This is a genomic window from Mesorhizobium sp. MC2-1-1 (genome assembly GCF_057597255.1).
This window is the reverse complement of record NZ_CP195205.1, coordinates 4,879,558-4,901,757: the sequence shown is the minus strand read 5'-3', so window position 1 is coordinate 4,901,757 and position 22,200 is coordinate 4,879,558. Positions and strand designations below refer to the sequence as shown.

Below are 22,200 nucleotides of genomic sequence, written 5' to 3'. Positions count from 1 at the left end.
CATGAACGCGGCGACGGAAACCGATCGCGCGCTGGTGAACCGGGTCGCGAAGGGCGACCGGGCCGCCGTCCGGCTCCTGTTCATGCGTCACCACGCGCGGGTCTACCGCTTCGTGGCGCGCCAGACGGGATCGGAAATGATGGCCGACGATATCGCGAACGAGGTCTTTCTGGAGCTGTGGAAACAGGCGCCCGGCTTCGAGGGTCGCTCTGAGGTTTCCACCTGGTTGCTCGGAATCGCCCGCTTCAAGGCGCTGTCCATGCTGCGCAAGAAGAAGGAAGACTGGATCGACGACGATGACGCGGCGCAGGTTCCCGACAGCGCCGATACGCCGGAAGTCGTGACGATGAAGGAGGACAAGGCCGCCGCCTTGCGCCGCATGATCGACGCCTTGCCGGAGGAACACCGCACGGTGATCGACCTTGCCTATTATCATGGCCAGTCGGTGACCGAGATCGGCGAGGTGCTCGCCATTCCGGTCGCGACCGTCAAGACGAGGATGTTCTACGCCCGCAAGAAACTCGGAGAGGCCCTCAAGGCCGCCGGTTACGACAGGGGGTGGCCATGAGCGCCGCTGAAAAGATGTCGCGCCGCGACGAGATGGAAACGCTGCTGCCGTTCTATCTGAACGGCTCGCTGGAAGGCGCCGAACTGGAGGCCGTCGAGGAATGGCTGGCTACCGACCCGGCGGCGCTCGCAGCGCTTGGCGAGGCGGAGGCGGAGTTCTCCGGCACCGCCGCCGCCAACGAGGCGATCCGCCCGCCGGCCGACGCGCTGTCCCGCTTTGCCAGGGCGCTGGACGCGGAGGCCGGCCCAGCGCGAGCGCCGGCCGGGCAGTCGTGGCTGGCGAAAGTCTTTGGCCGGGTTACGGCGATGCCCGCCGGCGTCGCCTGGGCTGCCGCCGCGGCGTTGCTTGCGCTCGTCCTGGTGCAGTCCTTCGAGCAGCCGGGCGGCAAGGGCAACGACTTCGAAGTGGCCGGCGCCGAGGACGATCTGGCGAAGCTGCCTTTCGCGCTGGTGAAGTTCAAGCCGGACGCCAGGATGGCCGACATCGCGGCCTTCCTCGACCAGAACGGGTTGAAGATCGCCGGCGGCCCGACCGCGGACGGCGTGTTCCACCTGACGATCCCGGCCAACACGACGGCCGATTACGACAAACTCGTTGGCCTTATTGCCGCCCAGCCTTTCGCGGATGCTGTGATCCAGGGAAGGAAACCGGTCGATGGCGGCTAAGGCGGTCATTCTTCGCGCGGCAATCCTCGTGGCATTTATCGCGGCGCCTGCGTTTGCGCAGACCAACGATCCGAATCTGACGCAGAAGCAGGTCAACTGCCTGAACCGAACGACGGCTGCGGGCGCCGGCTGCGACAAGGAAGGCGACGCCGAGGGCAATCGGGGTGCGGCGGGCAATGACACGGGCGGCGCGGTGATGCTGCCTGCGCTGATCGTCGACCTGTTCCCGAACACGCCCGCCGGCTCGGCCGCGCAGCCGCCGACCAAAGGCACATCCCCATCGAACGGTGCCAGCAGCACGCCGCCCCCTCCGGCGCCGAGCGGACCCGTCACGGTGCCGCAAGGCCTCAACCTTGCCGAACCGGCGCGCGCGATTTCCGGCGAATTCGTGCCCGACGAGGTGCTGGTGACGGTCGACGGCGATGCCGGCGTGGTGCAGCAGATCGCCAACTCCTTCGGCCTGCAGGTGCGCTCGCAGCGCCAGTCGCGGCTGCTCGGAACCACCTTGGTGCGCTTCGGCATCACCGACGGGCGGCCCGTCGGCGTGGTGCTGGCGCAGCTTGCCGCGGACGGACGTACGCAGCGGCGCGAACCCAACCACATCTACACGCTGCAGCAGGCGGCGGGCATCGTGAACTATGCCTTCGACCGCATCGCGCTCGATTCGAAACAAGCGAGCGGCGAGAATGTGCGCGTCGCCGTCATCGACACCGGCATAGACGACACCAACCCGGCGCTCGCCGGCGTGGTCGCCGAGCAATATGACGCGATGCCGAACGTGCCGATCGAAAAGCGCGACCACGGCACCTCGGTCGACGGGCTGATCGCCGGCGTCGGCCCGCTGGAAGGCATGGCACCCGGCGCCAGGATCTATCACGCGCGCGCCTTCGAAGGCGGCAAGTCGACCATGGACGTCATCCTTTCGGCGCTCGACTGGGCGGCCGAACAGGACGTGCGCATCATCAACATGAGCTTCGTCGGGCCGAAGAACGAGTTGCTCGGCACCGCCTGCCGCAATGCCCGGGCGCTCGGCATCGTGCTGGTGGCGGCGGCCGGCAACAACGGGCCGAAGGCGCCCTATGGCTATCCGGCCGCCTTCGACGGCGTCATCGCCGTCACCGCCACCGACGCCAAGGACGCCCTGATGCCGCAGGCCAATCGCGGCGCCTATGTCTTCATCTCGGCGCCGGGCGTCGAGATGGTGGCGCCGAGCGGCGCCGGCTCCGACGTGGTGACAGGCACATCCTTCGCTGCAGCAATCGTCAGCGGCGCCATCGCCAATCTGATCCACGTCGCGCCCGATCGCACCGCCGACGACATCGAGAAGGCGCTTGCGGCGACAGCCAAGGATCTCGGGCCCAAGGGGCGCGACAATGATTTCGGCTACGGGCTGCTGGATATCAAGGCGGCGGAAGCGGCGAAGTGAACCGGCCAGCCGACCGCCTACTTCACAGCGCTGGCCCCAACCGGACAGGGCTTCCATCATAGAAGCGGGGCAGCCGAAAGCGGCTGAGGTCGTGCCCGATTTCGTTTCCCTGGATCATGTCGGAGACGACGCGGCCTATACCAGGCCCGATGCCGAAGCCGTGGCCGCTCATTCCGGTCGCGACGAAAAGACCGCCGATCGCCAGGACCCGATCCACGACCGGGACGACGTCGGGCATGGCGTCGATCATGCCGCCCCAGCCGACCTTCAGGCGAACGTCGTCGAACTGCGGAAAAAGCTGTTTGAAATTGCGCTCGATCGAACGAAGCTTGGCCGGTTCAGGGGCAGGGCTGAGCACGCGCATTCTCTCGAAAGGACTTGGCGAATCCGGCGCCCAATCGCGCGGCGTCGACCAGCTATCCGGGTAGCCTGATGGAGCGAACGGAAAATAGCGCGCTCCGAACGGATCGTTCCTGAGGGCGGGAATATACTTGGTGGCGTGCCGGAACGCGTCGGGTCCCAAGTATAGCAGGTGGCTGCCGCCCGCGGCGAGCGTGTATCCGCCATCCTGCCTGCGCCGGAAAGCGATGTGGTGGTCGGCTGCCGCGCCCGCATGGATTTCAGGCAGAGGCTCCGTTGCGGCCGCGGTCACCCGGACGCTGAGCTGCGGAACGGAGACGCCATGTCTTTTCAGGAAGAGGGATGACCAGGCGCCGCCGGCGACCAGCACAGTGGAGGTCTCGATATGTCCCGCCTCGGTCCATACGCCCTTGATCCTGCCGGCCGCGATGTCCAGGCCTCGCGCCGCGCAATTCTCGACGATCCTGACGCCTTTTCGCACGGCAAGCCTGGCCAGCGCAGGCACAGCCAGCCAAGGCTCCGCGCGCATGTCGGAGGGCGTCGTCATCGCGCCCACGAACCTGCGCGACATGCCCTTGATAAGGTTTGCGGTCTCGTCCGCGTCCAGGAGGCGCGTGTCGAGATCATGGAGGGCGGCGATCTTCATGAATGCTTCGAAGCCGGCCATGTCCTTGTCGGCATTCGCAAGATAGGTCACGCCTGTCTGGGTGAGCCCGATGTCTTCGCCACATTCCTGCGCCAGTTGCCGCCACAGGCGAATGGCCTCGATGACAATCGGCAGTTCATCCGCGTCCCGTCCCTGCTTTCTGATCCAGCCCCAATTTCGGGAGGACTGCTCGGCGGCGACGCGGCCTTTTTCCAGCACCGTCACCGGGATGTTTCGAGAGGCAAGGAACAGGGCCGTGGTCACGCCGATAATGCCGCCACCGACAATCACCACCTGCGAGGTCTTCGGCGGCGGCCCTGGATATTGGATCGGATCCGCTTCGGTGAACGGGAATGTCGGCAAATGGCGTACTCTGAAGGACTGGTTGACGGTTCTTGCTTACCGGTTGTCACCATCCAAGATCAGGAGCAGCCGAAGGGGGACCGTTGTCCCACGACAGCAAAGGTAACCCGGGAAGAGACGGCCGACCAAGCTGTCGCGTCCTGACCTGACAGGCGCCCAAGTGGCTTGGCTGGCGACTGTCTCCAAATGCCCAAGCCAGACGCAACCCTATCCCCCAACGAGTGCTTCCAACCGTTATTGTTTCGCTCGCAGGCGAACCAGGGCCGGTGGAAGAGAATTAAGAAATAGAACCAGACAGACGCAGAGGAGCACTATGTCTTTGTAGAGAAACTCCCCAGCCAGATTCCATGCGATGGGATCCGTGGAGATGCTCCATACGACAACACCTGGGGTCGTAAAGAAAAACGACCAAGTGATGAGAAACGTGCCGACCCCGATCAATGCGCCCAGGGCAGACAGGATGGGCACAAAAGCCCCCAAAGCCAAAAGCGCAGCCGTCGCCAGCTCGATGCAGCCCAGAAGATAGGCCTCGCCTCTAATTCCAAAAAGCTGGAGCCAAGAGACGAACGGGCTGTTTGAGATAAAGAGAGCAATTCCTTGCGCCGACTGCGGCGTGAACTTCTGGATGCCGAACGACACGAAAATCAGCACCATTACCCATCTGAGGATGGCGAGCGGCCAATAAGAGCCGAAGCCCGTCTCAGCGACGTTGAACTCTCTATGCATGCTGTGTCCTTTGCCGGTAGCGATATGTCAAACCAAGGAGCCGCAGCCGGCATTTGGTTGGCAAGCTGCAGGCTCTTGAGGGCCGTCCAGCTTGTTCGTTGGCAGAGAGATTTCGTTACATCCGGACGGGAAGAAACAGGGGGCTCCCTACACCGGCGCCCCTGCCACTGACCCCCGCACCACCAGATCGACCGGCCAGACCTCGCCGCGCGCGCCCTCCTCCAGCCCCGATATCCGCGCCGCCAGTCGCTCGGCGACGCGGGCGCCGGCGAGACGGATGGAGGAGCGCGTGGTCGACAGCGGCACCGGGAAATTTTCTGGCCGCAGCCACGGGAAGACGTCGTCATGGGCGACCAGCGACAGGTCGCCGGGAATGGTCAGGCCCAGGTCGCGCACGGCGCGCACGACGCCGAGTGCCATGATCAGGCTGGAGCAGACGATCGCCGTCGGCGGCTCGGCTTCCTCGAGCAGCCGGCGGGCGGCGCGATAGCCGTTCTCCTCGGTCATGGTGACCGAACGGATATGGCGCTCGCCGAGCGTCATGCCGCTTGCGGCAAGCGCGCGGCGTACGCCGCGCTCGCGATGGATGGCGAAAGTCTCGCGCTCATTGCCGTTGATCAGCGCCAGGCGCTTGTGGCCAAGCTGGATCAGCAGTCTCGCCGCCTCGTGGAAGGCGCCTTCATTGTCGATGTCGAGATAGGGATAGTCGAAGTCGAAGCCTTCGCTGCGGCCATGGACGATGAAGGGAATGCCCAGCGTGTTGACCAGCGCCAGCCGCTTGTCGACCGGACGCGGCGATGAAAGGTACACGGCGTCGACCTGGCGATTGGCGACGATGCGCCGATAGGTCGTTTCCTCATCGTCGGCATCGGCGGGCGAAAGCACGAGGTCGAGCTCGTGTGCGCGGGCGTAATCGCCGAGGCCGGAGAGGAATTCGACGAAATGCGGATCGATGTCGACGGAGGCGCCCGTCGGCAGCACATAGCCGATCATGCCCGACTTGCCGGTGGCGAGCCGGCGGGCGCTGGGGTTCGGCCGGTAGCCATGACGCTTGGCCGCGTCCATCACCCGGCGCCGGGTTTCCTCGCTGACCTCGGGATAGCCGTTCAGCGCCCTGCTGACCGTGGTCTGCGAGAGCGACAGCATATGCGAGAGTTGCTTGAGGTTCATCGGAGGTCTCCAGCCTCAAAGCGCTTTCAAATTGAATCGATCCGATGATGACCGAGACTGCCGGCACCTTAGAGGCGCACCTGCCCGGTTTGAAGCATTTTTCTCGCTGCAACGCCAAAAAAGCATGCTGCGCTGCACCTTGCGGGTGTATTGGCCCTTCTTTAAATCGATTAGTTTTCCAAACCTCTTGACTTCATGGCGATTCAGTGGCGAGATCAAATCAGCCAAAGCGCTTTGGAATGCTCTTCGGAAGGTTGCAGTTGCCTTCTCGCTGAGTCACAGTTCCGCGGGCGTCGGCGGGCGGGATGGAGGTCTCGTCCATCTGTTTCACCACTGGGAGGATTGCGATGAAGAAAGTGCTTCTCTTGGGTGCGGCGTTCGCGGCACTCACCCTCAGCCTGCCGGCACATGCCGAACTGAAGTTCAAGCCGGGCGAGGATCCGAAGTTCCACTGGGCGAACTATGACGACCTCAAGAAGGTCGACCTCAAGGGCGAGACGCTGACCATCTTCGGTCCTTGGCGGGGCGAGGACGAGACGCTCGTGCGTTCGGTGCTCGACTATTTCCAGGAAGCGACCGGCGCCGAGGTCAAATATTCCTCATCCGAGAATTACGAGCAGCAAATCGTCATCGACACCCAGGCCGGCAGCCCGCCCAACATCGCCGTCCTGCCGCAGCCCGGCCTCATCCAGGATCTCGCCTCCAAGGGCGTGCTCACCCCGCTTGGCGACGACGTCGCCGCCTGGGTCAAGGAGAATTACGCCGCCGGCGACTCGTGGGCGAAGCTCGGCACCTATAATGGCAAGGACGGCAAGCCGGGCTTCTACGCCTTCCCCTACAAGATAGACGTGAAGGGCCTGGTCTGGTACTCGCCCGACAATTTCAGCGAGGCCGGCTACAAGGTGCCGAAGACGCAGGAAGAACTCGCCGATCTCGAGAAGAAGATCATCGCCGATGGCGGCAAGCCCTGGTGCATCGGGTTGGGCTCCGGCGGCGCCACCGGCTGGCCGGCGACCGACTGGGTCGAGGACATCATGCTGCGGACGCAGCCGCCGGAAGTCTACGACAAGTGGGTGAAGAACGAGATTCCGTTCACCGACCCGGCCGTGGTCAACGCCATAGACATCTTCGGCAAGATCGCCACCGACGACAAGATGGTGGACGGCGGCGCCAAGGCAGTCGCTGCGACCGACTTCCGCGACAGCCCCAAGGGCCTCTTCACCGTGCCGCCGAAATGCTACATGCACCACCAGGCATCCTTCATCCCCTCGTTCTTCCCGGAAAACGTGAAGCTCGGCCAGGACGCCGACTTCTTCCCCTACCCGCCTTACGCCTCCAAGCCGGAACTGGGCACGCCGCTGGAAGTGGCCGGCACGCTGGTGATGATCACCAAGGATTCCAAGGCCTCGCGCGAGTTCATCAAGTTCCTCGAGATGCCGCTCGCGCATGAATTGTGGATGGCGCAGAAGAGCTTCGTGACCCCCTTCAAGGCGGCCAACAAGGACGCCTATGGCAGCGAGGCGCTGAAGAAGCAGGGCGAGATCCTGGTCGGCGCGACTACGGTGCGCTTCGACGGATCCGACCTGATGCCCGGCAAGGTCGGCGCGGGCTCGTTCTGGACCGGCATGGTCGACCTGGTCGGCGGAAAGTCCGCGCAGGACGTCGCCGCCGACATCCAGAAAAGCTGGGATGGCATAAAATAAGCATCCCGAAATCCTCCTGATCCTCCACCTGGATCCGGGCCACGGCCCGGATCCGACCGGCGGTCGACGCCGGAAGCATTCGCGTTTCGATTGTTCCGAATAACCGAAAGTCGATGCATCCGATCGCCAGCCTCGGCTGGACGGTCATGCGCAGGGAGAGGGACCCATGGCGGCTCAGATTTTCTCGGCCATATTCGTCATCATCATCGGCGTCGGCGGCTGTGTCGCCTATTTCTGGGGCGCCAACAAACTGCTCGACCTCGTCTTCCCGTCGCGCGGCGTCGCGGGCGCGGCCGCCGTCGACAATCTGCGCCGGCAGGGCCTGGTGCGGCCGTGGCTGTTCGTCGGCCCGGCAATGATCATCCTCACCATCTACCTGATCTACCCGGTGATCGAGACGCTGAGGCTCTCCTTCCTCGATCGCGGCGGCGCTAATTTCGTCGGGCTCGCCAATTATGAATGGGCGTTCGGCGACCACGACTTCCGCAACTCGATCCTGAACAACGTGCTTTGGCTGGCGGTGGTGCCGGCGGCCTGCACCTTCCTTGGGCTGATCATCGCCGTTCTCACCGACAAGATCTGGTGGGGCACGATCGCCAAGAGCCTGATCTTCCTGCCCCTGGCCATCTCCTTCGTGGGCGCCAGCGTGATCTGGAAGTTCATCTACGAGTATCGCGGCGAGGGCCAGGTGCAGATCGGTCTGCTCAACGCCATCATCCAGTATTTCGGCGGCCAGCCGCAGGTGTGGATATCGCTGCCGTTCTGGAACAATTTCTTCCTGATGATCATCCTGATCTGGATCCAGACCGGCTTTGCCATGGTCATCCTGTCGTCGGCGCTGCGCGGCATCCCCGAAGAGACGCTGGAGGCCGCGGTGATCGACGGCGCCAACCCGTTCCAGATCTTCTGGAAGATCATGGTGCCGCAGATCTGGGGCACGATCGCGGTGGTATGGACGACCATCACCATCCTGGTGCTGAAGGTGTTCGACATCGTGCTGACCATGACCAACGGCCAGTGGAACACCCAGGTGCTCGCCAATCTGATGTTCGACTGGATGTTCCGCGGCGGCGGCGACTTCGGCCGCGGCGCCACGATCGCCATCATCATCATGATCGCGGTCATCCCGATCATGGTCTGGAACATCCGCCAGGCCAACAAAGAGACGGGAGGGAACTGAGATGGCTGGCCAGACCGGAAAGTCCTTCGTCAGCCGCTTTGGCGTCCATCTCGCCGTGCTCGTCTTCGTGGTGATCTGGACCATTCCCACGCTCGGCATCCTCGTATCGTCGCTGCGCGACAAGGACCAGATCGTCGCGTCGGGCTGGTGGAATTCCTTTGCCAGTTCCAGCCAGAGCGAGGCCGGGCGGCTCCCCGCGGCGTCCGCGCAAACCCAGAAGGATGGCAAGTACGTCGTCGAGGGCAACATCTTCGGAGACGGGCCCAAGCGCGAGATCAGCGCCTTCGGCGTGAAATCTTCCGCGCCGACGCAGTATAAGGCGGGGACGGTTGCCGACCTCAATGACGGCGTGACCCTGCAGATCAATGCCGACGGCACGTTTGTCCTGTCCTCCGCGAAGGCGTTCGAGGGGGATCGCGGCCAACGCATCTACTACGCTTCCTCGGCACCGCCGAAATTCACCACGGACAACTACAATGCCGTGCTGTTTTCCGAAGGCATCGGCCGCTCGTTCATGAACTCGCTGACGGTGACCATCCCGGCAACGATCATCCCCATCCTGATCGCGGCCTTCGCTGCCTATGCGCTGGCCTGGATGCGCTTTCCGGGGCGCGCGCTGCTGATCGCCGTCATCATCGGCCTGCTAGTAGTGCCGCTGCAGATGTCGCTGATCCCGTTGCTCAAGCTCTACAACGGCGTCGGCAGCTTCTTCGGCGTGCCTTCCAAGACCTATCTCGGTATCTGGCTGGCGCATACCGGCTTCGGGCTGCCCTTCGCCATCTACCTGCTGAGGAGCTACATTGCCGGCCTGCCGCGCGAAATCATGGAATCGGCGCGTATCGACGGCGCGAGCGATTTCGAGATCTTCGTCAAGATCGTGCTGCCGCTGTCGTTCCCGGTGCTTGCCTCCTTCGCCATCTTCCAGTTCCTGTGGGTATGGAACGATCTGCTGGTAGCGATGGTTTTCCTCGGCACGGCGCCCGATCAGATCGTGCTGACGGCGAAGCTCAACGCGCTGCTCGGCTCGCGCGGCGGCAATTGGGAAATCCTGACGACATCGGCATTCATCACCATCATCGTACCGCTGATCGTCTTCTTCTCGCTGCAGCGTTATTTCGTACGCGGGCTGCTCGCCGGCTCGGTGAAAGGAGGTTGAAGACATGCAATCGGCTTTGAAGGCGACTTCGAGACCAGACCCCACTCCAGACCCTGCCATCGACCGCGACTGGTGGCGTGGCGCGGTGATCTACCAGATCTATCCGCGCTCCTACCAGGACTCAAATGACGACGGCATAGGCGACCTGGAAGGCATCGTGCGGCGGCTGCCCTATATCGCCTCGCTCGGCGTCGATGCCATCTGGATCTCGCCCTTCTTCAAATCGCCGATGAAGGATTTCGGCTACGACGTGTCGGATTACTGCGACGTCGACCCGATGTTCGGAACGCTGGCCGATTTCGATGCGCTGGTGGTGGAAGCGCATCGGCTGGGCCTCAAGGTGATGATCGACGAGGTGCTGTCGCACACCGCCGACAATCATCCCTGGTTCAAGGAAAGCCGCTCTAGCCGCAACAATCCGAAGGCGGACTGGTATGTGTGGGCCGACGCCAAGCCCGACGGCACGCCGCCCAACAACTGGCTTTCGATCTTCGGCGGCTCGGCCTGGCAGTGGGACACCAGCCGCCAGCAATATTACCTGCACAATTTCCTGGCCGAGCAGCCGGATCTCAACTTCCATAACGGCGAAGTCCAGGACGCGCTGCTCGACATCACCCGCTTCTGGCTGGAACGCGGCGTCGACGGCTTCCGCCTCGACACGATCAATTTCTACTTCCACAGCCAGGGACTGGAAGACAATCCGCCGCTGCCGCCGGAAGAGCGCAACGACCAGACGGCGCCCGCCGTCAATCCCTACAACTATCAGGACCATATCTACGACAAGAGCCGGCCGGAGAACCTCGGCTTCCTGGAGCACTTCCGCGCGCTTCTGGACGAATACCCGGCGCAGGCCGCCGTGGGCGAGGTGGGCGATTCCCAGCGCGGCCTGGAAGTGGTCGCCGCCTACACCGCCGACGGCAAGCGCGTGCATATGTGCTATTCGTTCGACTTCCTGGCGCCGGAGAAGATCAGCGCGGCCAAAGTGCGCGCTGTGCTGGAAGCCTTCGGCACGGTCGCCAGCGACGGCTGGTCGTGCTGGGCGTTCTCCAACCATGACGTGATGCGGGTCGCCTCGCGCTGGGCAGCCAACGAGGCGGATCCGACCGCCTATCTCAAGGTGATCTCCGCGCTTCTGATGTCCCTGCGCGGCTCCGTTTGCATCTATCAAGGCGAAGAGCTCGGCCTTGGCGAAGCCGAGCTGAAGTTCGAGGACCTCCAAGACCCCTATGGCATAAGGTTCTGGCCTGAGTTCAAGGGCCGTGACGGCTGTCGCACGCCGATGGTGTGGGATGCGTCCGCCAAGAATGGCGGTTTCTCGACCGCCAAGCCGTGGCTGCCGGTGCCAGGCAAGCACCTGTCGCAGGCAGTCAACGTGCAGCAGGGCGACGCAAGCTCGTTGCTCGAGCATTACCGGCGCTTCCTCGCCTTCCGTCGCCAGCATCCGGCGCTGGCCAAGGGCGACATCGACTTCATCGAAAGCGAAGGCGACACCGTCGCCTTCACGCGCCGCGAGGGCAATGAGCGGATCGTCTGCGCCTTCAACCTCGGCGGCAAGCCTGCCGAGGTCGATCTCGGCAAAGGCTCGCTGAGACCCTTGCCGGGGCATGGCTTTTCGGAACAGACTGACACCGGACCAGTCCGTCTCGGCGGCTACGGCGCCTGGTTCGGACGCATTGACTGAACTTCTAATACAGAGATCAACGGGAGAGGAAAAACATGGCCGATGTCACGCTCAACCAGGTGAAGAAATCGTACGGCACCCTCAACATTCTCCACGGCATCGACCTCGACATCAAATCGGGCGAGTTCATCGTCTTCGTCGGGCCGTCAGGCTGCGGCAAGTCGACCTTGCTGCGGTCGATCGCAGGCCTCGAGGAGATCACGTCGGGCGAACTGAAGATCGACGGCGAGGTGGTGAACGACGTGCCGCCGTCAAAGCGTGGCATCGCCATGGTGTTCCAGTCCTATGCGCTCTATCCGCACATGACGGTCTACGACAACATGGCCTTCTCGATGAAGATCGGCAAGGAAAGCAAGGCCGAGATCGACAAGCGCGTTCGCCAGGCAGCCGAGATCCTGCAGTTGACCAAATATCTCGACCGACTGCCCAAGGCGATGTCGGGTGGCCAGCGCCAGCGCGTCGCCATCGGCCGCGCCATCGTGCGCAACCCGAAGGTGTTCCTGTTCGACGAGCCGCTGTCGAACCTCGACGCGGCGCTGCGCGTCGCCACCCGCATCGAGATCGCCAAGCTCAAGGAATCGATGCCGAACACCACCATGATCTACGTCACCCATGACCAGGTCGAGGCGATGACTCTGGCGGACCGCATCGTGGTGCTGAAGGATGGCCGCGTCGAGCAGGTCGGCACGCCGATGGAGCTCTACAAGCGTCCCGGCAATCTGTTCGTCGCCCAGTTCATCGGTTCGCCGGCGATGAACATTTTGCCGGCGAAGATCGAGAAGGCCGGCAATCCGACCGTGGTCAGCCATGTCGGCGGGCGCAAGGCGACAGTGCCGATCGCCACGCCCGTATCGGCGAATGGCGCGGCGGTCAGTTTCGGGGTCAGGCCGGAGGATCTCGCGATAGCGACGGGTACGGACTACCTGTTCGAAGGCAAGGTCGATTACATCGAGCAGCTCGGCGAGGTACAGCTCGTCTATATCGATATCGGCCGTGCCGACCTGCCGCTGGTGGCCAAGCTGCCTGGCAATGTCGAGGTGAAACGTGGCGAGACGCTGCGGCTCAACGCCAGCGCCGGCGATCTGCACATCTTCGATGCCGACGGCCACTCCTTCACGTTGCATCGGGAGGAAGCGAAGGCGGCCTGACGCGCAGAGCCGCTACGGCAAGGAAAAAGCGGCGGGCTACGGCCCGCCGCTCCTATTTTCAAATCACGGTCGGTTGTTAGTGATTGCCGAAGTGATCGCGGTCGCTGCCCTGAGGGGCCGACTTCTGTGCGTCGCGCGACGAATTCAGCAGCTTGTAGACAGGCGAATCGTTGCCGATCGACGAAGTGCGGGTCGTATCCACGGCGGGAGCCGGCTGGTTGACGCCGCTGTCGCCGTAATTGTCGCTACCCGCAAAAGCAACCGTGGAAACGGCCATGAGAGCCGCGGTGGCAAGAACGATCTTTTTCATCTTAGGAACTCCTGAATTTGCTGATCCGACTGAGGCGACGGGCAAAGCCGTCGCCGTTCGAAGTCGGCTGTTAGTTGTTACCGAAAAGGTTGTGGTCGGCGCCCGTGGTGACAGGCTTCTGCGCGGCAGCCGGGTTCGACTTGTTCACAGACGCCGTGTAGGTCGAGTCGACCGCGACGGCCGGCTGGTTGGCCCCGTTGGAACCGTAATTATCGCTGCCGGCAAAAGCGCTGCCGGAAACGGCCAAAAGGGCGACGGTGGCAAGAACGATCTTCTTCATTTTCGTGCTCCTGAATTTCCTGATCCGACCGAGGCGAGGGGCAAAGCCGTCGCCGTTCGAAGTCGGCTGTTAGTTGTTACCGAAAAGGTTGTGGTCGGCGCCCGTGGTGACAGGCTTCTGTTCAGCCGGTTCGGACTTGCGGACCGAGGCGGTGTAAGAAGAGTCAACCGTGGCGGCCGGCGGATTGGCAGCCTGCGAACCATAATTGTCGCTACCGGCAAAGGCGCTGCCGGAAATCGCCAGAAGGGCTGCGGCAGTGAGAACAATCTTTTTCATTTTTGCTACTCCAGTATTTTTATTCAGTCCGTCTAGCGGCGTGTCTTGGGAATGAAATCGCGTCGTTCGGACAGCGCTGATTTGGGTAAGTCGATCGCCGGATTCCAATCACGAAGTTTTTCCATCTGGACCATGGATCGGCATCTTGAAGTTTTAATGAGCATGCCTACGACCATATTTTTATTGAATCCAATCAATGCTTTACACGATTTCTCCAGTTGGCTCACCAAGTGTGTCGGAGCGCCAACGTTCACACCGTCCTGCACGCACCGTCAACAGAAACGAACCGTTCGGTTCGATTTTAGAAGTCACTGCTAGTCACTTTTTGATACTGTTAACCATCAACAGCCCTCCCGAGGCTTGTCCGGGGCGGAGGCACCGAGGCCGAAGGTCATGGTGAAAAGTGCGAGGGTCAACACCGCGAATACGGTGCCCCTTGTCGCGCCGCATGGATGCGATGTCGTTTTCATGCCGATGGGAAACCGGCTGTCGTGGTTAGATCAGGCCATCTCAGGTGCCGCGTCGTCGCAACGAGGCGGAGAATTGGGAAGCCGGTCGAAATCCGGCGCTGCCCCCGCAACGGTGGTGGAGTGAAATCGCAACGGGAGACCACTGGGCCCCAGGGCCTGGGAAGGTGTTGCGAAGAGTCCGCAAGGACACTCCAGAGCCCGGAAACCAGCCCGAGGCATTTGAACTCGACTGATCGCGGTGGGCGGTCAAGAGGCGGACGGCGCGTGCCCGGCCCAGCCGGTCGCTGTCGTTCTTCTCCATCACCACCAGTTCAGTCCTTGACCGAGAGGACAGGACATGGATGCGCGCAACGACATGCTGAGGCTCCTGCAGAGCCGCAAGCCGGGCTATTCGCTGGAGCAGCCCTTCTACACCGATCCCGAATATTTCAAGCTCGACATGGAGCTGATCTGGTATCGCGACTGGTTGTTCATCGGCCATGATTGCGAACTGCCGAAGCCGGGCAGCTACATCACCGTCCAGATCGGCGACTATCCGGTGGTGCTGGTCCGCGACCAGAAGGGAACCGTCAACGCTTTCCACAACTCCTGCCGTCATCGCGGCAGCCGCGTCTGCAATGCCGAGAAAGGCATGGCGGCCAAACTCGTCTGCCCTTACCATCAATGGACCTACGAGCTCGACGGGCGGCTGCTTTTTGCCCGTCAGATGGCCGACAGCTTCGACAAGAGCCAGTTCGGCCTGAAGCCGGTGGCCTGCGAAAGCGTCGGCGGCTACATCTTCATCTGCCTGGCGAAAGATCCGGCCGACTTCGGGCCGATGCGCGCCATGATCGAACCCTATCTCCTGCCGCACCGGTTGAGCGAGGCGAAGGTCGCGTTCGAATCGACGATCGTCGAAAAGGGCAACTGGAAGCTGGTCTGGGAAAACAACCGCGAATGCTACCATTGCGCCGGCAACCATCCCGAACTGTGCAAGACATTCCCGGAAGCGCCGACGGTGACAGGTGTACAGGGCGCCGACAGCGATCCGGAAATGCTTGCGCATTGGGCGAAATGCGAGGCGGCGGGCCTGCCGAGCCGGTTCCGGATCGATCCGGCCGGGCAATACCGCGCGACACGCGCACCACTGCTGCGTGACGCCATCAGCTACACGATGAGCGGCAGGCGCGCGGTTACGAAAAACCTGTCGGCCAGCGTCGCCGCCGACCGCATCGGCACCTTGATGCACTACCACTACCCCACGACCTGGAACCACATCCTCATCGATCACGCCGTCACCTTCCGTGTCCTGCCAATCAGCGCCACCGAGACCGCGGTGACGACGAAATGGCTGGTCCACAAGGACGCAGTTGAAGGCGTCGACTATGATCTGGCCGAGCTCACCCATGTCTGGACCGAGACCAACGATCAGGACCGCCGCATCGTCGAGGAAAACGCGCTCGGCATCCTGTCGCCCGCATACGAGCCCGGTCCCTATTCCGAGCTGCATGAGGGCGGCGTGATCCAGTTCGTCGACTGGTACGCCTCGTTCATCGGTCCGCGCCTTGCCGAAGGCGGTCGCCCGGCGCTGCGCAACGTCGCCTGAAGGGTGGAGAGATGAACGCGATGACGGATCTAGGACTCTATCGCCATCTCGACGAGATGGCGCCATGGAACGACAGGCTGCAGGTGCTGGAGGTGATCGGCGTCAGCGACGAGGCGCCGCAGGTGAAGACCTTCACTTTCCGCTCCGACAACCAGACCTGGTTCCGTTACAAACCCGGGCAGTTCGTGACGCTGGAATTGCCGACGGCCGACGGGCCGCTGATGCGCACCTACACGCTCTCGTCCTCGCCGTCGCGGCCGTTCTCGATCGCGGTGACGGTGAAAGCGCAGGCCGGCAGCGTCGGGACGCGCTGGATGTTCGACAATCTGAAACCCGGCGTGCATGTGAAGGCCTACGGGCCGGCCGGCGACTTCTCGCTGCACAGCCATCCCGCGGCCAAATATCTGTTCATCTCGGCCGGATCCGGCGTCACGCCGATGATGTCGATGCTGCGCTGGCTGAACGACTGCGCGCCCTGGACCGATGTCGGCTTCGTCAACTGCTCGCGCCGGCCGGAAGAGATCATCTTCCGCAAGGAGCTCGAACTGCTCGGCAGCCGCATGCCGGGACTGTCGCTCGGCTTCATGATCGAGGAACGGTCGAGCCGCGAGGGCTGGTTCGGCCACATGGGCCGTATCGACGCGATCCGGCTGCCGCTGCTGGCACCCGATTTCCGCGAGCGCGAGATCTTCTGCTGCGGCCCCGACCCTTTCATGCGGGCGGTGCGGCAGATGCTGGACGCAGCAGGATTCGAGATGCGCCGCTACCATCAGGAGAGCTTCGCGGCGCCGGCCGTGGAAGAGGTCCCGGCGCCGTTCGCGATGCCGGCCGGCGACGGCGCCGCGCCATCCGCCGAGACGGTGACGCCGGTCCGTTTTTCGCTTTCAGACGTCGATGCGGAATGCGTCGCCGGACAGACGGTGCTGCAGACGGCGCGTGCCTCAGGCGTCAGGATCCCGGCGGCCTGCGAGTTCGGTCTCTGCGGAACCTGCAAGGTGAAAAAGGTCTCGGGCGAAGTCTCGATGAGCCACAATGGCGGCATTCTCGATCACGAGATCGACGACGGCTATATCCTGGCCTGCTGTTCGAGGCCGTTGTCGGCGCTGGACATCGAAGCCTGAAGGCTTGCCGGTCGAGGCGAGGAGCGTTGCGCGATCACCCTCGCCGGCCGCCGCCTTGTCCTGCCGCCAGGAATTGGGCGCCCATCTCCCGACGAAATCCCGCCTGGGGACCGGCGTTCCAGAGCGTTTCGCGGAAGCGATGAAACCCTCCACCTCCTTGTGTTGACGGCATTCCGGGCGAATGGCCGGGCGGGCGCCGAGTCGCCTGAGTTTGCTCTAAACGCCGTAGCGCTCGGTGCGGATGAGGCTGGCCTCAACGCCGGCATCGATCAGCGCCTGGGCGGCGGCCGACACGAAGGCGTTCGAGCCGCAGACAAAGGCGAGCTTCGGCGGCCCGGACATCCGCGACAGCACCCGCGTCACCATCGCGGCATCGATGCGCCGGGAATAATCCGCCGGGCGCCTGGCCGGCTCGCGGGTCAGCGTCAGCACCAGATCGAACCCGTCGCGGCGATCGTCGAGGCCGATCAGCTCGTCGCGGAAAATCACCTCGTCCCAGATCCGCGCCGAAAACACCAAGGCTACCTTCTCGGTCGATTCTCGCAAGGTGCGATGGCGTACCATCGCCATCAGCGGCACCACGCCTGAGCCTCCGCCAACCAGAAGGATGGGACCGCCGTCGCTGTCCTGCCAAATGAAATGGCCACCCAGCGGTCCGCGCAGCTCGATCTCGTCGCCGACGGCCGCCACGTCATGAAAGAAGGGCGAAACCTCGCCGTCGTCGAGCCGCTCGATCGCAAGCTCGATACCCGCGTCCGGCGCGGAGGCGATGGAATAGGAACGGCGCGCCTGATAGCCGTCCGGCGCCGTCAGCCTGATGTCGACATGCTGCCCCGCAATATGGCTGAACGGCCGCGAGGGCTGGAGCCAGAAGCTGGTCACACGCGGGGTGCGCTTTTCGATGCGGATGATGCTCGCCGTCTGCCAAGGCGATTGCGGCGATGTCTCGGCGTTCATCGATTGCGGCTCATGGATCCCCCCTCACGGGTCACTCGAATAGCGCTGCTCGCGCCATGGATCGCCATACATGTGGTAACCGCGCAGTTCCCAGAAGCCAGGTTCATCGCGCTCGGTGAACTGCAGACCGTTCACCCATTTGGCCGACTTCCAGAAATAGAGATGCGGCACCAAAAGCCGCGCCGGCCCGCCATGATCGGGCGTTATCGGCTTGCCCTCATAAAGCAGCGCCACCATCGCCTTGCCGCTGACGAGGTCCTTGGTCGGCACGTTTGTGGAATAGCCATCGAAGGACAGCGCCAGCGTGTAGGCGGTTGGCGGCTCGATGCCGGCGTCGGCAAGGATGTCGTCGATCATCACGCCTTGCCAGGGCGTGTTGAACTTGGTCCAGGCCGTGACGCAATGGATGTCGCGCGTCATCTTGCTTTGCGGCAGGGCGTTGAACTCGGCCCAGTTCCATTTCTTGATCGGCCTCGGCCCCTGCTTGAGGGTGAAGGACCAGCCCTCCGCGCGCACTCGTGGCGTCGGCCCTGCCGAGAGAACCGGGAAACCCTGTTCCAGATACTGGCCGGGCGGGATGCGCGCATCAGTGTCGGAAGGAGGTCGCCGCCCGGAGAAGAAGCCGCGTGTCGCCATCGATGAATCCCTTGCGCCGGTTCGTCCGATCGCGGGGAGTGTTCTCGAAGACGCCTCGAGGGGCAACAGAAATTTTGGGGGTAGAGAGCCCGCCGGAGACGCCGGCGGGCCCTGCCCGGCCCTTTCTCAGCCGGCGGCGAACGGCACCGCGACGAAGATCTGCGCGTCACCGCGATCGATCAGCAAGAGCACCGACTTCTTGCCGGACTTGCCGGCCTCGGCGATTGCCTGGTTGGCCTGCCTGGCCGTCCTTACCGGCACCTGGTCGACGCCGACAATGACATCGCCGGGCTGGATGCCGGCGGCCGAAGCCGCCTTGTCCGGATTGACCCGCTCGACCACCGCCCCGTGCTGGTTGTCGGCGAGGTTGAGCTGGTCGCGGATATCGGGCGTGAGGTCGGTCAGGCCGAGGCCGAGCGAGGGAACGCGCTGGCCGGTCGACGGACTGGCGCCTTCGTTGCCGTTTGATGCGGTCTTCTGATCATCGGCGTTGCGGCCGACGTCTGCCGAGATCTGCATCATCTTGCCCTTGCGCCAGACATCGAGCGTTTCCTTGGCGCCCGGGGACACGTCGGCGACGGCGCGCGACAGGTCCTTCGGATCCTTGATCTGTTCGCCGGCGAAGCCGGTGATGACATCGCCGGTTTCGATCCCGGCCTTGGCGGCAGGTGAGCCTGGAGTGACCGCCGAGACCAGCGCTCCGCCCGCATGATCCAGGCCTATGGCGCTGGCTACATCCTGCGTGACCGGCTGGATCTGAACGCCGAGATAGCCGTATTCGATGTCGCCGCCCTTCATCAGCTTGGCGACGACCTTCTGCGCCTGATCGGACGGAATGGCAAAACCGACGCCGACACTGCCGCCGTTCGGCGAATAGATGGCGGTGTTGATGCCGATGACGTTGCCGGTGACGTCGACCAGCGGGCCGCCGGAGTTGCCGTGGTTGATAGGCGCGTCGATCTGGATGAAGTCGTCGAACGGCCCGCTGTGCAGGTCGCGGCCGCGCGCCGAGACGATGCCGGCGGTGACCGTGGTGCCGATGCCGAACGGATTGCCGATCGCCAGCACCTGGTCGCCGGTCATCAGCTTGTTGGAATCACCCCATTTGACCGTCGGCAGAGGCTTGTCGGCCTTGATCTTGAGCACCGCCAGATCGTTCTTGGCGTCGTGGCCGACGAGCTTGGCGGGAAGCTCCGTGCCGTCGTCGAGCGTTACCTTGATCGAGCTGGCGCCGTCGATCACATGGTTGTTGGTGACTATGGTACCATCTGCACCGACGATGAAGCCGGAGCCAAGCGCCTCGGCGCGCTGACCCTGCTGCTGCGGCGGCGCCTTCGGCATCGGCATGCCCTGGTCACCGAAAAACTGCTGGAAGAACTGATCGAAAGGCGCGTTGCCGCCGAAGGGCGAACCTTCGCCCATCGTCTCGGGCTGCGCCTTCATGACGGTGGTGACGGTGACAACAGCCGGCTTGGTCACGGCGATGATCGGCGCGAAGGAACCGTTCGGGGCCGTGATGCCGGCCACGGGCGTCTGGGTGGTGGCGGCTACGGTGCTGAGGCCCGCATTGCTCTGGGCAAAGGAGACGACGACGGGAGAGATGATCAGCGCGGCGCCCAGCAGGGCGGCGACGCGATGTCTGCGAAGAATGCTTGATGGTGACATGGTCGTTCTGTCCGGGCGAGTGGTTGATCCAGCGCCGCAGGCGCTTTTAGAGGAGCGCCCGTCGACGTGTCGGCGACCGGGAAATGCCCGCCTCGCCGCGCATGGCAGCCGGCCGGATCGACGATCAAGATTTAGGACGCGGAATGGCCCGAATCAGGGCCTTTGGGTGACCTTACAAAGATTTAATTCAGAGGCCGCTCACGAACCGTTCCCGCCGGCGCAGATAGGACAAGGCAATTTCGCGCATTCTGGCGCGGTCGAAACTTGGGCCGTGGCCGCCATGGCCCATGCGGATCGGCAGGTCGAGCAGGCGCTGCATGGTGCGGCAATAGGCGGTGCGGTCCGAATCCGGCAGATCGTCGATCAGCATACCGTCATAGATGGCGTCGCCGGCGAAGAAGAGGCCATCGGCTTCGTCGAAGAGCGCGATGGAATCCGGCGAATGTCCGGGCAGGTGCAGCACACGGAATTTCCTGTCGCCGAGATCGACGATATCACCCTCGTCGAGCGCGCGTGTCAGCGGCGCCGAGGGGATACGGTAATCGGAAGCCTTCCAGCCCAGCTCAGGCAGCTTCGAGACGGCGCCGTCGAGATTGTGGAACATGTAGGCGTAGGTGACGGCGTCATCCATCGCGTCGAACCCCGCCGCGCTCATCCTCGGCCCCAGGCGCAGCGGGAATTCGTGCAGCGAGCCTACATGGTCGAGATGGATGTGCGTGGCGACGACGATCAGCGGCTTGCCGGCCGGCGTGTCGATCTCAGGCGCCAGCGGGCGTATGCCCATGCCGGTATCGACCAGAAGATCGGCGTCGCGGCCCTTCAGATACCAGATGTTGGCGCGAACGAAATCATGCACGAAAGGCTCGGTCAGCATCGTCGTGCCGGCGTCGACTTTCGTCTTGCCGAACCACTCACCCACCACGAGCCCGCCCATCAGACGAACGGCTTCCCTATCTTGTATTTTTCAGGCACCAGCCGCTTGAGATAGGCCATGCCGGCTTGCGAAAGCTGGTTCGCGTCCGGCTGCATGAAATCGTCGGGCATATGGCGCGTCTTGCCGGCCACCGCCTTCAGCGGCACCTTCTTCAGCACGGTCTTCGACCCGTCATACTGGATCGCGACCGAGCCGCCGCCCTCGCCGGCGACGGAGACCGCGAAGGCCCCCGCCTCAAAGGCTTCCCGGGCGTCGACGGCGCTGATGGCGCCGACATAGCCGCGCGGCATGTAGCCCAACGCGTCCACCCGCGCGCGCTTGCCGGGCAGACCTTCGGCGAGCGCGTGTTCGAGTGCCGCCGTCAGGTCGCTGCCCGACAGTTTCACGTTGCCGTGCTGGTCGCGTTCGAGCTTCTCCGGCGGCACCAGGCTTTCGACCAGCGCCTTGCCGTCGGCGGTGCTGACGCCTTCCGAGACGGCGACAATGCAGCGCTTATGGCGGTCCAGCTTTTCGCGCACTTCATCGATGAACCGCTTCGCCGAGAAGGCGCGCTCCGGCACATAGACCAGATGCGGGCCGCTGTCGGGATCGAGCTGCCACGCGGCCGCGGCGGCGGTGAGGAAGCCCGCATGCCGGCCCATGACGATGCCGACATAGATGCCGGGCAGGGCGCGGAAATCGAGATCGACGGAGAGGAAGGCGCCGGCGACGAATTCGGCCGCCGAGATGAAACCCGGCGTGTGGTCGTTCTCCTCGAGGTCATTGTCGATGGTCTTCGGCGCATGCACGAAGGCGATCGAGCCGCCGGCGGCATCGGTCAGTATCTGCTGCGTGCCCGACGTGTCGTTGCCGCCGATATAGATGAAGGCGTCGGCGCCTACCTTTTTCAGGCCGTTGAGGATGACCTCGCAATAGGCGGCGTCCGGCTTGTCGCGGGTCGAGCCAAGGGCGGCGCTCGGCGTGCCCGCGATCAGCCGCAGCCTGTCCTCGGGGACGGCGGAGAGATCGACATAGTTGCCGTCGCGGATGCCGCGCACGCCATGGATCGAGCCCAGCACCTTGGCGCCGGGATGACGCTTGCGGATTTCCAGCGTCGCGCCGACAACCGTCTGGTTGATGACGGCGGTCGGGCCGCCGCCCTGCGCGATGACGAAGGTTCCAGCCATGCCTTTTT

General features: G+C 63.6%; 21 protein-coding genes and 1 riboswitch. Of the genes, 10 read left to right on the top strand and 11 right to left on the bottom strand.

From position 1 onward, the window contains the following. The first annotated feature begins 1 nt into the window (after window position 1). Genes ACR64R_RS24275 through ACR64R_RS24265 form a run of 3 tightly spaced genes read left to right on the top strand, consistent with a single transcriptional unit; the run spans window position 2 to window position 2,659 of the window. Window positions 2-568, top strand: coding sequence for a sigma-70 family RNA polymerase sigma factor (locus ACR64R_RS24275; protein ID WP_487358780.1), 567 nt, complete (start codon window positions 2-4; stop codon window positions 566-568). After that, a complete protein-coding gene (locus ACR64R_RS24270; RefSeq protein WP_487358779.1) occupies window positions 565-1,233 on the top strand; it encodes an anti-sigma factor in 669 nt (222 codons plus the stop codon). Before ACR64R_RS24275 ends, ACR64R_RS24270 begins: the two co-directional genes overlap by 4 nt. After that, window positions 1,223-2,659, top strand: coding sequence for a S8 family serine peptidase (locus ACR64R_RS24265; RefSeq protein WP_487358778.1), 1,437 nt, complete (start codon window positions 1,223-1,225; stop codon window positions 2,657-2,659). The genes ACR64R_RS24270 and ACR64R_RS24265 overlap by 11 nt, the downstream gene beginning before the upstream one ends. A 22-nt stretch (window positions 2,660-2,681) precedes the next feature. Here the strand turns inward: ACR64R_RS24265 and ACR64R_RS24260 are convergent, their stop codons facing one another. The 3 genes from ACR64R_RS24260 to ACR64R_RS24250 all read right to left on the bottom strand — a co-directional run bounded on the left by ACR64R_RS24260 (window position 2,682) and on the right by ACR64R_RS24250 (window position 5,924). Then, window positions 2,682-4,028 carry an NAD(P)/FAD-dependent oxidoreductase gene (locus ACR64R_RS24260; protein WP_487358777.1) on the bottom strand — a complete coding sequence of 449 codons (1,347 nt, stop codon included), beginning with the start codon at window positions 4,026-4,028 and terminating at the stop codon, window positions 2,682-2,684. Window positions 4,029-4,262: 234 nt separating this feature from the next. Then, a complete protein-coding gene (locus tag ACR64R_RS24255; RefSeq protein ID WP_487358776.1) occupies window positions 4,263-4,754 on the bottom strand; it encodes a DUF417 family protein in 492 nt (163 codons plus the stop codon). 147 nt (window positions 4,755-4,901) lie between these two features. Beyond that, a complete protein-coding gene (locus tag ACR64R_RS24250) occupies window positions 4,902-5,924 on the bottom strand; it encodes a substrate-binding domain-containing protein (RefSeq protein ID WP_487358775.1) in 1,023 nt (340 codons plus the stop codon). A 347-nt stretch (window positions 5,925-6,271) separates the two neighbouring features. Here ACR64R_RS24250 and ACR64R_RS24245 point away from each other — a divergent pair, with 347 nt between their 5' ends. The 5 genes from ACR64R_RS24245 (at window position 6,272) to ACR64R_RS24225 (ending at window position 12,792) form a co-directional block, all read left to right on the top strand. Continuing rightward, on the top strand, window positions 6,272-7,627 hold the full coding sequence (locus ACR64R_RS24245) for an ABC transporter substrate-binding protein (RefSeq protein WP_487358774.1): 1,356 nt from the start codon (window positions 6,272-6,274) through the stop codon (window positions 7,625-7,627). A gap of 166 nt (window positions 7,628-7,793) precedes the next feature. After that, window positions 7,794-8,807, top strand: a complete 1,014-nt coding sequence (locus ACR64R_RS24240) for a carbohydrate ABC transporter permease (protein WP_487358773.1) — start codon at window positions 7,794-7,796, stop codon at window positions 8,805-8,807. A 1-nt stretch (window position 8,808) separates the two neighbouring features. Continuing rightward, the gene (locus tag ACR64R_RS24235; protein WP_487358772.1) at window positions 8,809-9,963 is read left to right on the top strand and encodes a carbohydrate ABC transporter permease; all 1,155 of its coding nucleotides are present in this window, start codon (window positions 8,809-8,811) and stop codon (window positions 9,961-9,963) included. 4 nt (window positions 9,964-9,967) lie between these two features. Then, a complete protein-coding gene (gene bglA / locus ACR64R_RS24230; protein WP_487358771.1) occupies window positions 9,968-11,644 on the top strand; it encodes a beta-galactosidase BglA in 1,677 nt (558 codons plus the stop codon). A 35-nt stretch (window positions 11,645-11,679) separates the two neighbouring features. After that, window positions 11,680-12,792, top strand: a complete 1,113-nt coding sequence (locus ACR64R_RS24225; RefSeq protein WP_487358770.1) for an ABC transporter ATP-binding protein — start codon at window positions 11,680-11,682, stop codon at window positions 12,790-12,792. 76 nt (window positions 12,793-12,868) lie between these two features. Here ACR64R_RS24225 and ACR64R_RS24220 read toward each other — a convergent pair whose 3' ends face one another. The 3 genes from ACR64R_RS24220 to ACR64R_RS24210 all read right to left on the bottom strand — a co-directional run bounded on the left by ACR64R_RS24220 (window position 12,869) and on the right by ACR64R_RS24210 (window position 13,658). Beyond that, a complete protein-coding gene (locus ACR64R_RS24220) occupies window positions 12,869-13,102 on the bottom strand; it encodes a DUF680 domain-containing protein (RefSeq protein WP_487358769.1) in 234 nt (77 codons plus the stop codon). A gap of 70 nt (window positions 13,103-13,172) precedes the next feature. After that, window positions 13,173-13,382, bottom strand: a complete 210-nt coding sequence (locus ACR64R_RS24215; protein WP_487358768.1) for a DUF680 domain-containing protein — start codon at window positions 13,380-13,382, stop codon at window positions 13,173-13,175. A 69-nt stretch (window positions 13,383-13,451) separates the two neighbouring features. After that, window positions 13,452-13,658 (bottom strand): DUF680 domain-containing protein, encoded by a 207-nt coding sequence (locus ACR64R_RS24210; RefSeq protein WP_128259921.1) that lies wholly within the window; start codon window positions 13,656-13,658, stop codon window positions 13,452-13,454. A 495-nt stretch (window positions 13,659-14,153) separates the two neighbouring features. Further along, window positions 14,154-14,356, top strand: a riboswitch (cobalamin riboswitch). Between the two features lie 109 nt (window positions 14,357-14,465). Between ACR64R_RS24210 and ACR64R_RS24205 the strand changes: the two genes are divergently transcribed. Both ACR64R_RS24205 and ACR64R_RS24200 read left to right on the top strand, forming a co-directional pair. After that, window positions 14,466-15,713, top strand: a complete 1,248-nt coding sequence (locus tag ACR64R_RS24205; RefSeq protein WP_487358767.1) for an aromatic ring-hydroxylating oxygenase subunit alpha — start codon at window positions 14,466-14,468, stop codon at window positions 15,711-15,713. Between the two features lie 20 nt (window positions 15,714-15,733). Continuing rightward, a complete protein-coding gene (locus ACR64R_RS24200; protein ID WP_487358766.1) occupies window positions 15,734-16,834 on the top strand; it encodes an FAD-binding oxidoreductase in 1,101 nt (366 codons plus the stop codon). Window positions 16,835-17,050: 216 nt separating this feature from the next. Here the strand turns inward: ACR64R_RS24200 and ACR64R_RS24195 are convergent, their stop codons facing one another. The 5 genes from ACR64R_RS24195 to ACR64R_RS24175 form a co-directional block, all read right to left on the bottom strand. Further along, window positions 17,051-17,791, bottom strand: coding sequence for a ferredoxin reductase (locus ACR64R_RS24195; protein WP_487358765.1), 741 nt, complete (start codon window positions 17,789-17,791; stop codon window positions 17,051-17,053). Window positions 17,792-17,815: 24 nt separating this feature from the next. Next, window positions 17,816-18,427 carry a sulfite oxidase-like oxidoreductase gene (locus ACR64R_RS24190; protein WP_487358764.1) on the bottom strand — a complete coding sequence of 204 codons (612 nt, stop codon included), beginning with the start codon at window positions 18,425-18,427 and terminating at the stop codon, window positions 17,816-17,818. Window positions 18,428-18,553: 126 nt separating this feature from the next. After that, window positions 18,554-20,092: a DegQ family serine endoprotease gene (locus ACR64R_RS24185; protein ID WP_487358763.1), complete on the bottom strand. Its 1,539-nt coding sequence runs from the start codon at window positions 20,090-20,092 to the stop codon at window positions 18,554-18,556. A gap of 187 nt (window positions 20,093-20,279) precedes the next feature. Next, complete coding sequence (locus ACR64R_RS24180) at window positions 20,280-21,026, bottom strand: MBL fold metallo-hydrolase (RefSeq protein ID WP_487358762.1); 747 nt, start codon at window positions 21,024-21,026, stop codon at window positions 20,280-20,282. Beyond that, entirely contained in the window at window positions 21,026-22,192 is a 1,167-nt protein-coding gene (locus ACR64R_RS24175; protein WP_487358761.1) for a diphosphate--fructose-6-phosphate 1-phosphotransferase, read from the bottom strand. The genes ACR64R_RS24180 and ACR64R_RS24175 overlap by 1 nt, the downstream gene beginning before the upstream one ends. Window positions 22,193-22,200 lie beyond the last annotated feature (8 nt).

Bases quoted from the DNA above. Each gene is read 5' to 3' on its own strand.
- ACR64R_RS24275 (WP_487358780.1), top strand. From the start codon at position 2: ATGAACGCGGCGACGGAAACCGATCGCGCGCTGGTGAACCGGGTCGCG.
- ACR64R_RS24270 (WP_487358779.1), top strand. From the start codon at position 565: ATGAGCGCCGCTGAAAAGATGTCGCGCCGCGACGAGATGGAAACGCTG.
- ACR64R_RS24265 (WP_487358778.1), top strand. From the start codon at position 1,223: ATGGCGGCTAAGGCGGTCATTCTTCGCGCGGCAATCCTCGTGGCATTT.
- ACR64R_RS24255 (WP_487358776.1), bottom strand. From the start codon at position 4,754: ATGCATAGAGAGTTCAACGTCGCTGAGACGGGCTTCGGCTCTTATTGG.
- ACR64R_RS24250 (WP_487358775.1), bottom strand. From the start codon at position 5,924: ATGAACCTCAAGCAACTCTCGCATATGCTGTCGCTCTCGCAGACCACG.
- ACR64R_RS24245 (WP_487358774.1), top strand. From the start codon at position 6,272: ATGAAGAAAGTGCTTCTCTTGGGTGCGGCGTTCGCGGCACTCACCCTC.
- ACR64R_RS24240 (WP_487358773.1), top strand. From the start codon at position 7,794: ATGGCGGCTCAGATTTTCTCGGCCATATTCGTCATCATCATCGGCGTC.
- ACR64R_RS24235 (WP_487358772.1), top strand. From the start codon at position 8,809: ATGGCTGGCCAGACCGGAAAGTCCTTCGTCAGCCGCTTTGGCGTCCAT.
- bglA (WP_487358771.1), top strand. From the start codon at position 9,968: ATGCAATCGGCTTTGAAGGCGACTTCGAGACCAGACCCCACTCCAGAC.
- ACR64R_RS24225 (WP_487358770.1), top strand. From the start codon at position 11,680: ATGGCCGATGTCACGCTCAACCAGGTGAAGAAATCGTACGGCACCCTC.
- ACR64R_RS24220 (WP_487358769.1), bottom strand. From the start codon at position 13,102: ATGAAAAAGATCGTTCTTGCCACCGCGGCTCTCATGGCCGTTTCCACG.
- ACR64R_RS24215 (WP_487358768.1), bottom strand. From the start codon at position 13,382: ATGAAGAAGATCGTTCTTGCCACCGTCGCCCTTTTGGCCGTTTCCGGC.
- ACR64R_RS24210 (WP_128259921.1), bottom strand. From the start codon at position 13,658: ATGAAAAAGATTGTTCTCACTGCCGCAGCCCTTCTGGCGATTTCCGGC.
- ACR64R_RS24205 (WP_487358767.1), top strand. From the start codon at position 14,466: ATGGATGCGCGCAACGACATGCTGAGGCTCCTGCAGAGCCGCAAGCCG.
- ACR64R_RS24200 (WP_487358766.1), top strand. From the start codon at position 15,734: ATGACGGATCTAGGACTCTATCGCCATCTCGACGAGATGGCGCCATGG.
- ACR64R_RS24195 (WP_487358765.1), bottom strand. From the start codon at position 17,791: ATGAACGCCGAGACATCGCCGCAATCGCCTTGGCAGACGGCGAGCATC.
- ACR64R_RS24190 (WP_487358764.1), bottom strand. From the start codon at position 18,427: ATGGCGACACGCGGCTTCTTCTCCGGGCGGCGACCTCCTTCCGACACT.
- ACR64R_RS24185 (WP_487358763.1), bottom strand. From the start codon at position 20,092: ATGTCACCATCAAGCATTCTTCGCAGACATCGCGTCGCCGCCCTGCTG.
- ACR64R_RS24180 (WP_487358762.1), bottom strand. From the start codon at position 21,026: ATGGGCGGGCTCGTGGTGGGTGAGTGGTTCGGCAAGACGAAAGTCGAC.
- ACR64R_RS24175 (WP_487358761.1), bottom strand. From the start codon at position 22,192: ATGGCTGGAACCTTCGTCATCGCGCAGGGCGGCGGCCCGACCGCCGTC.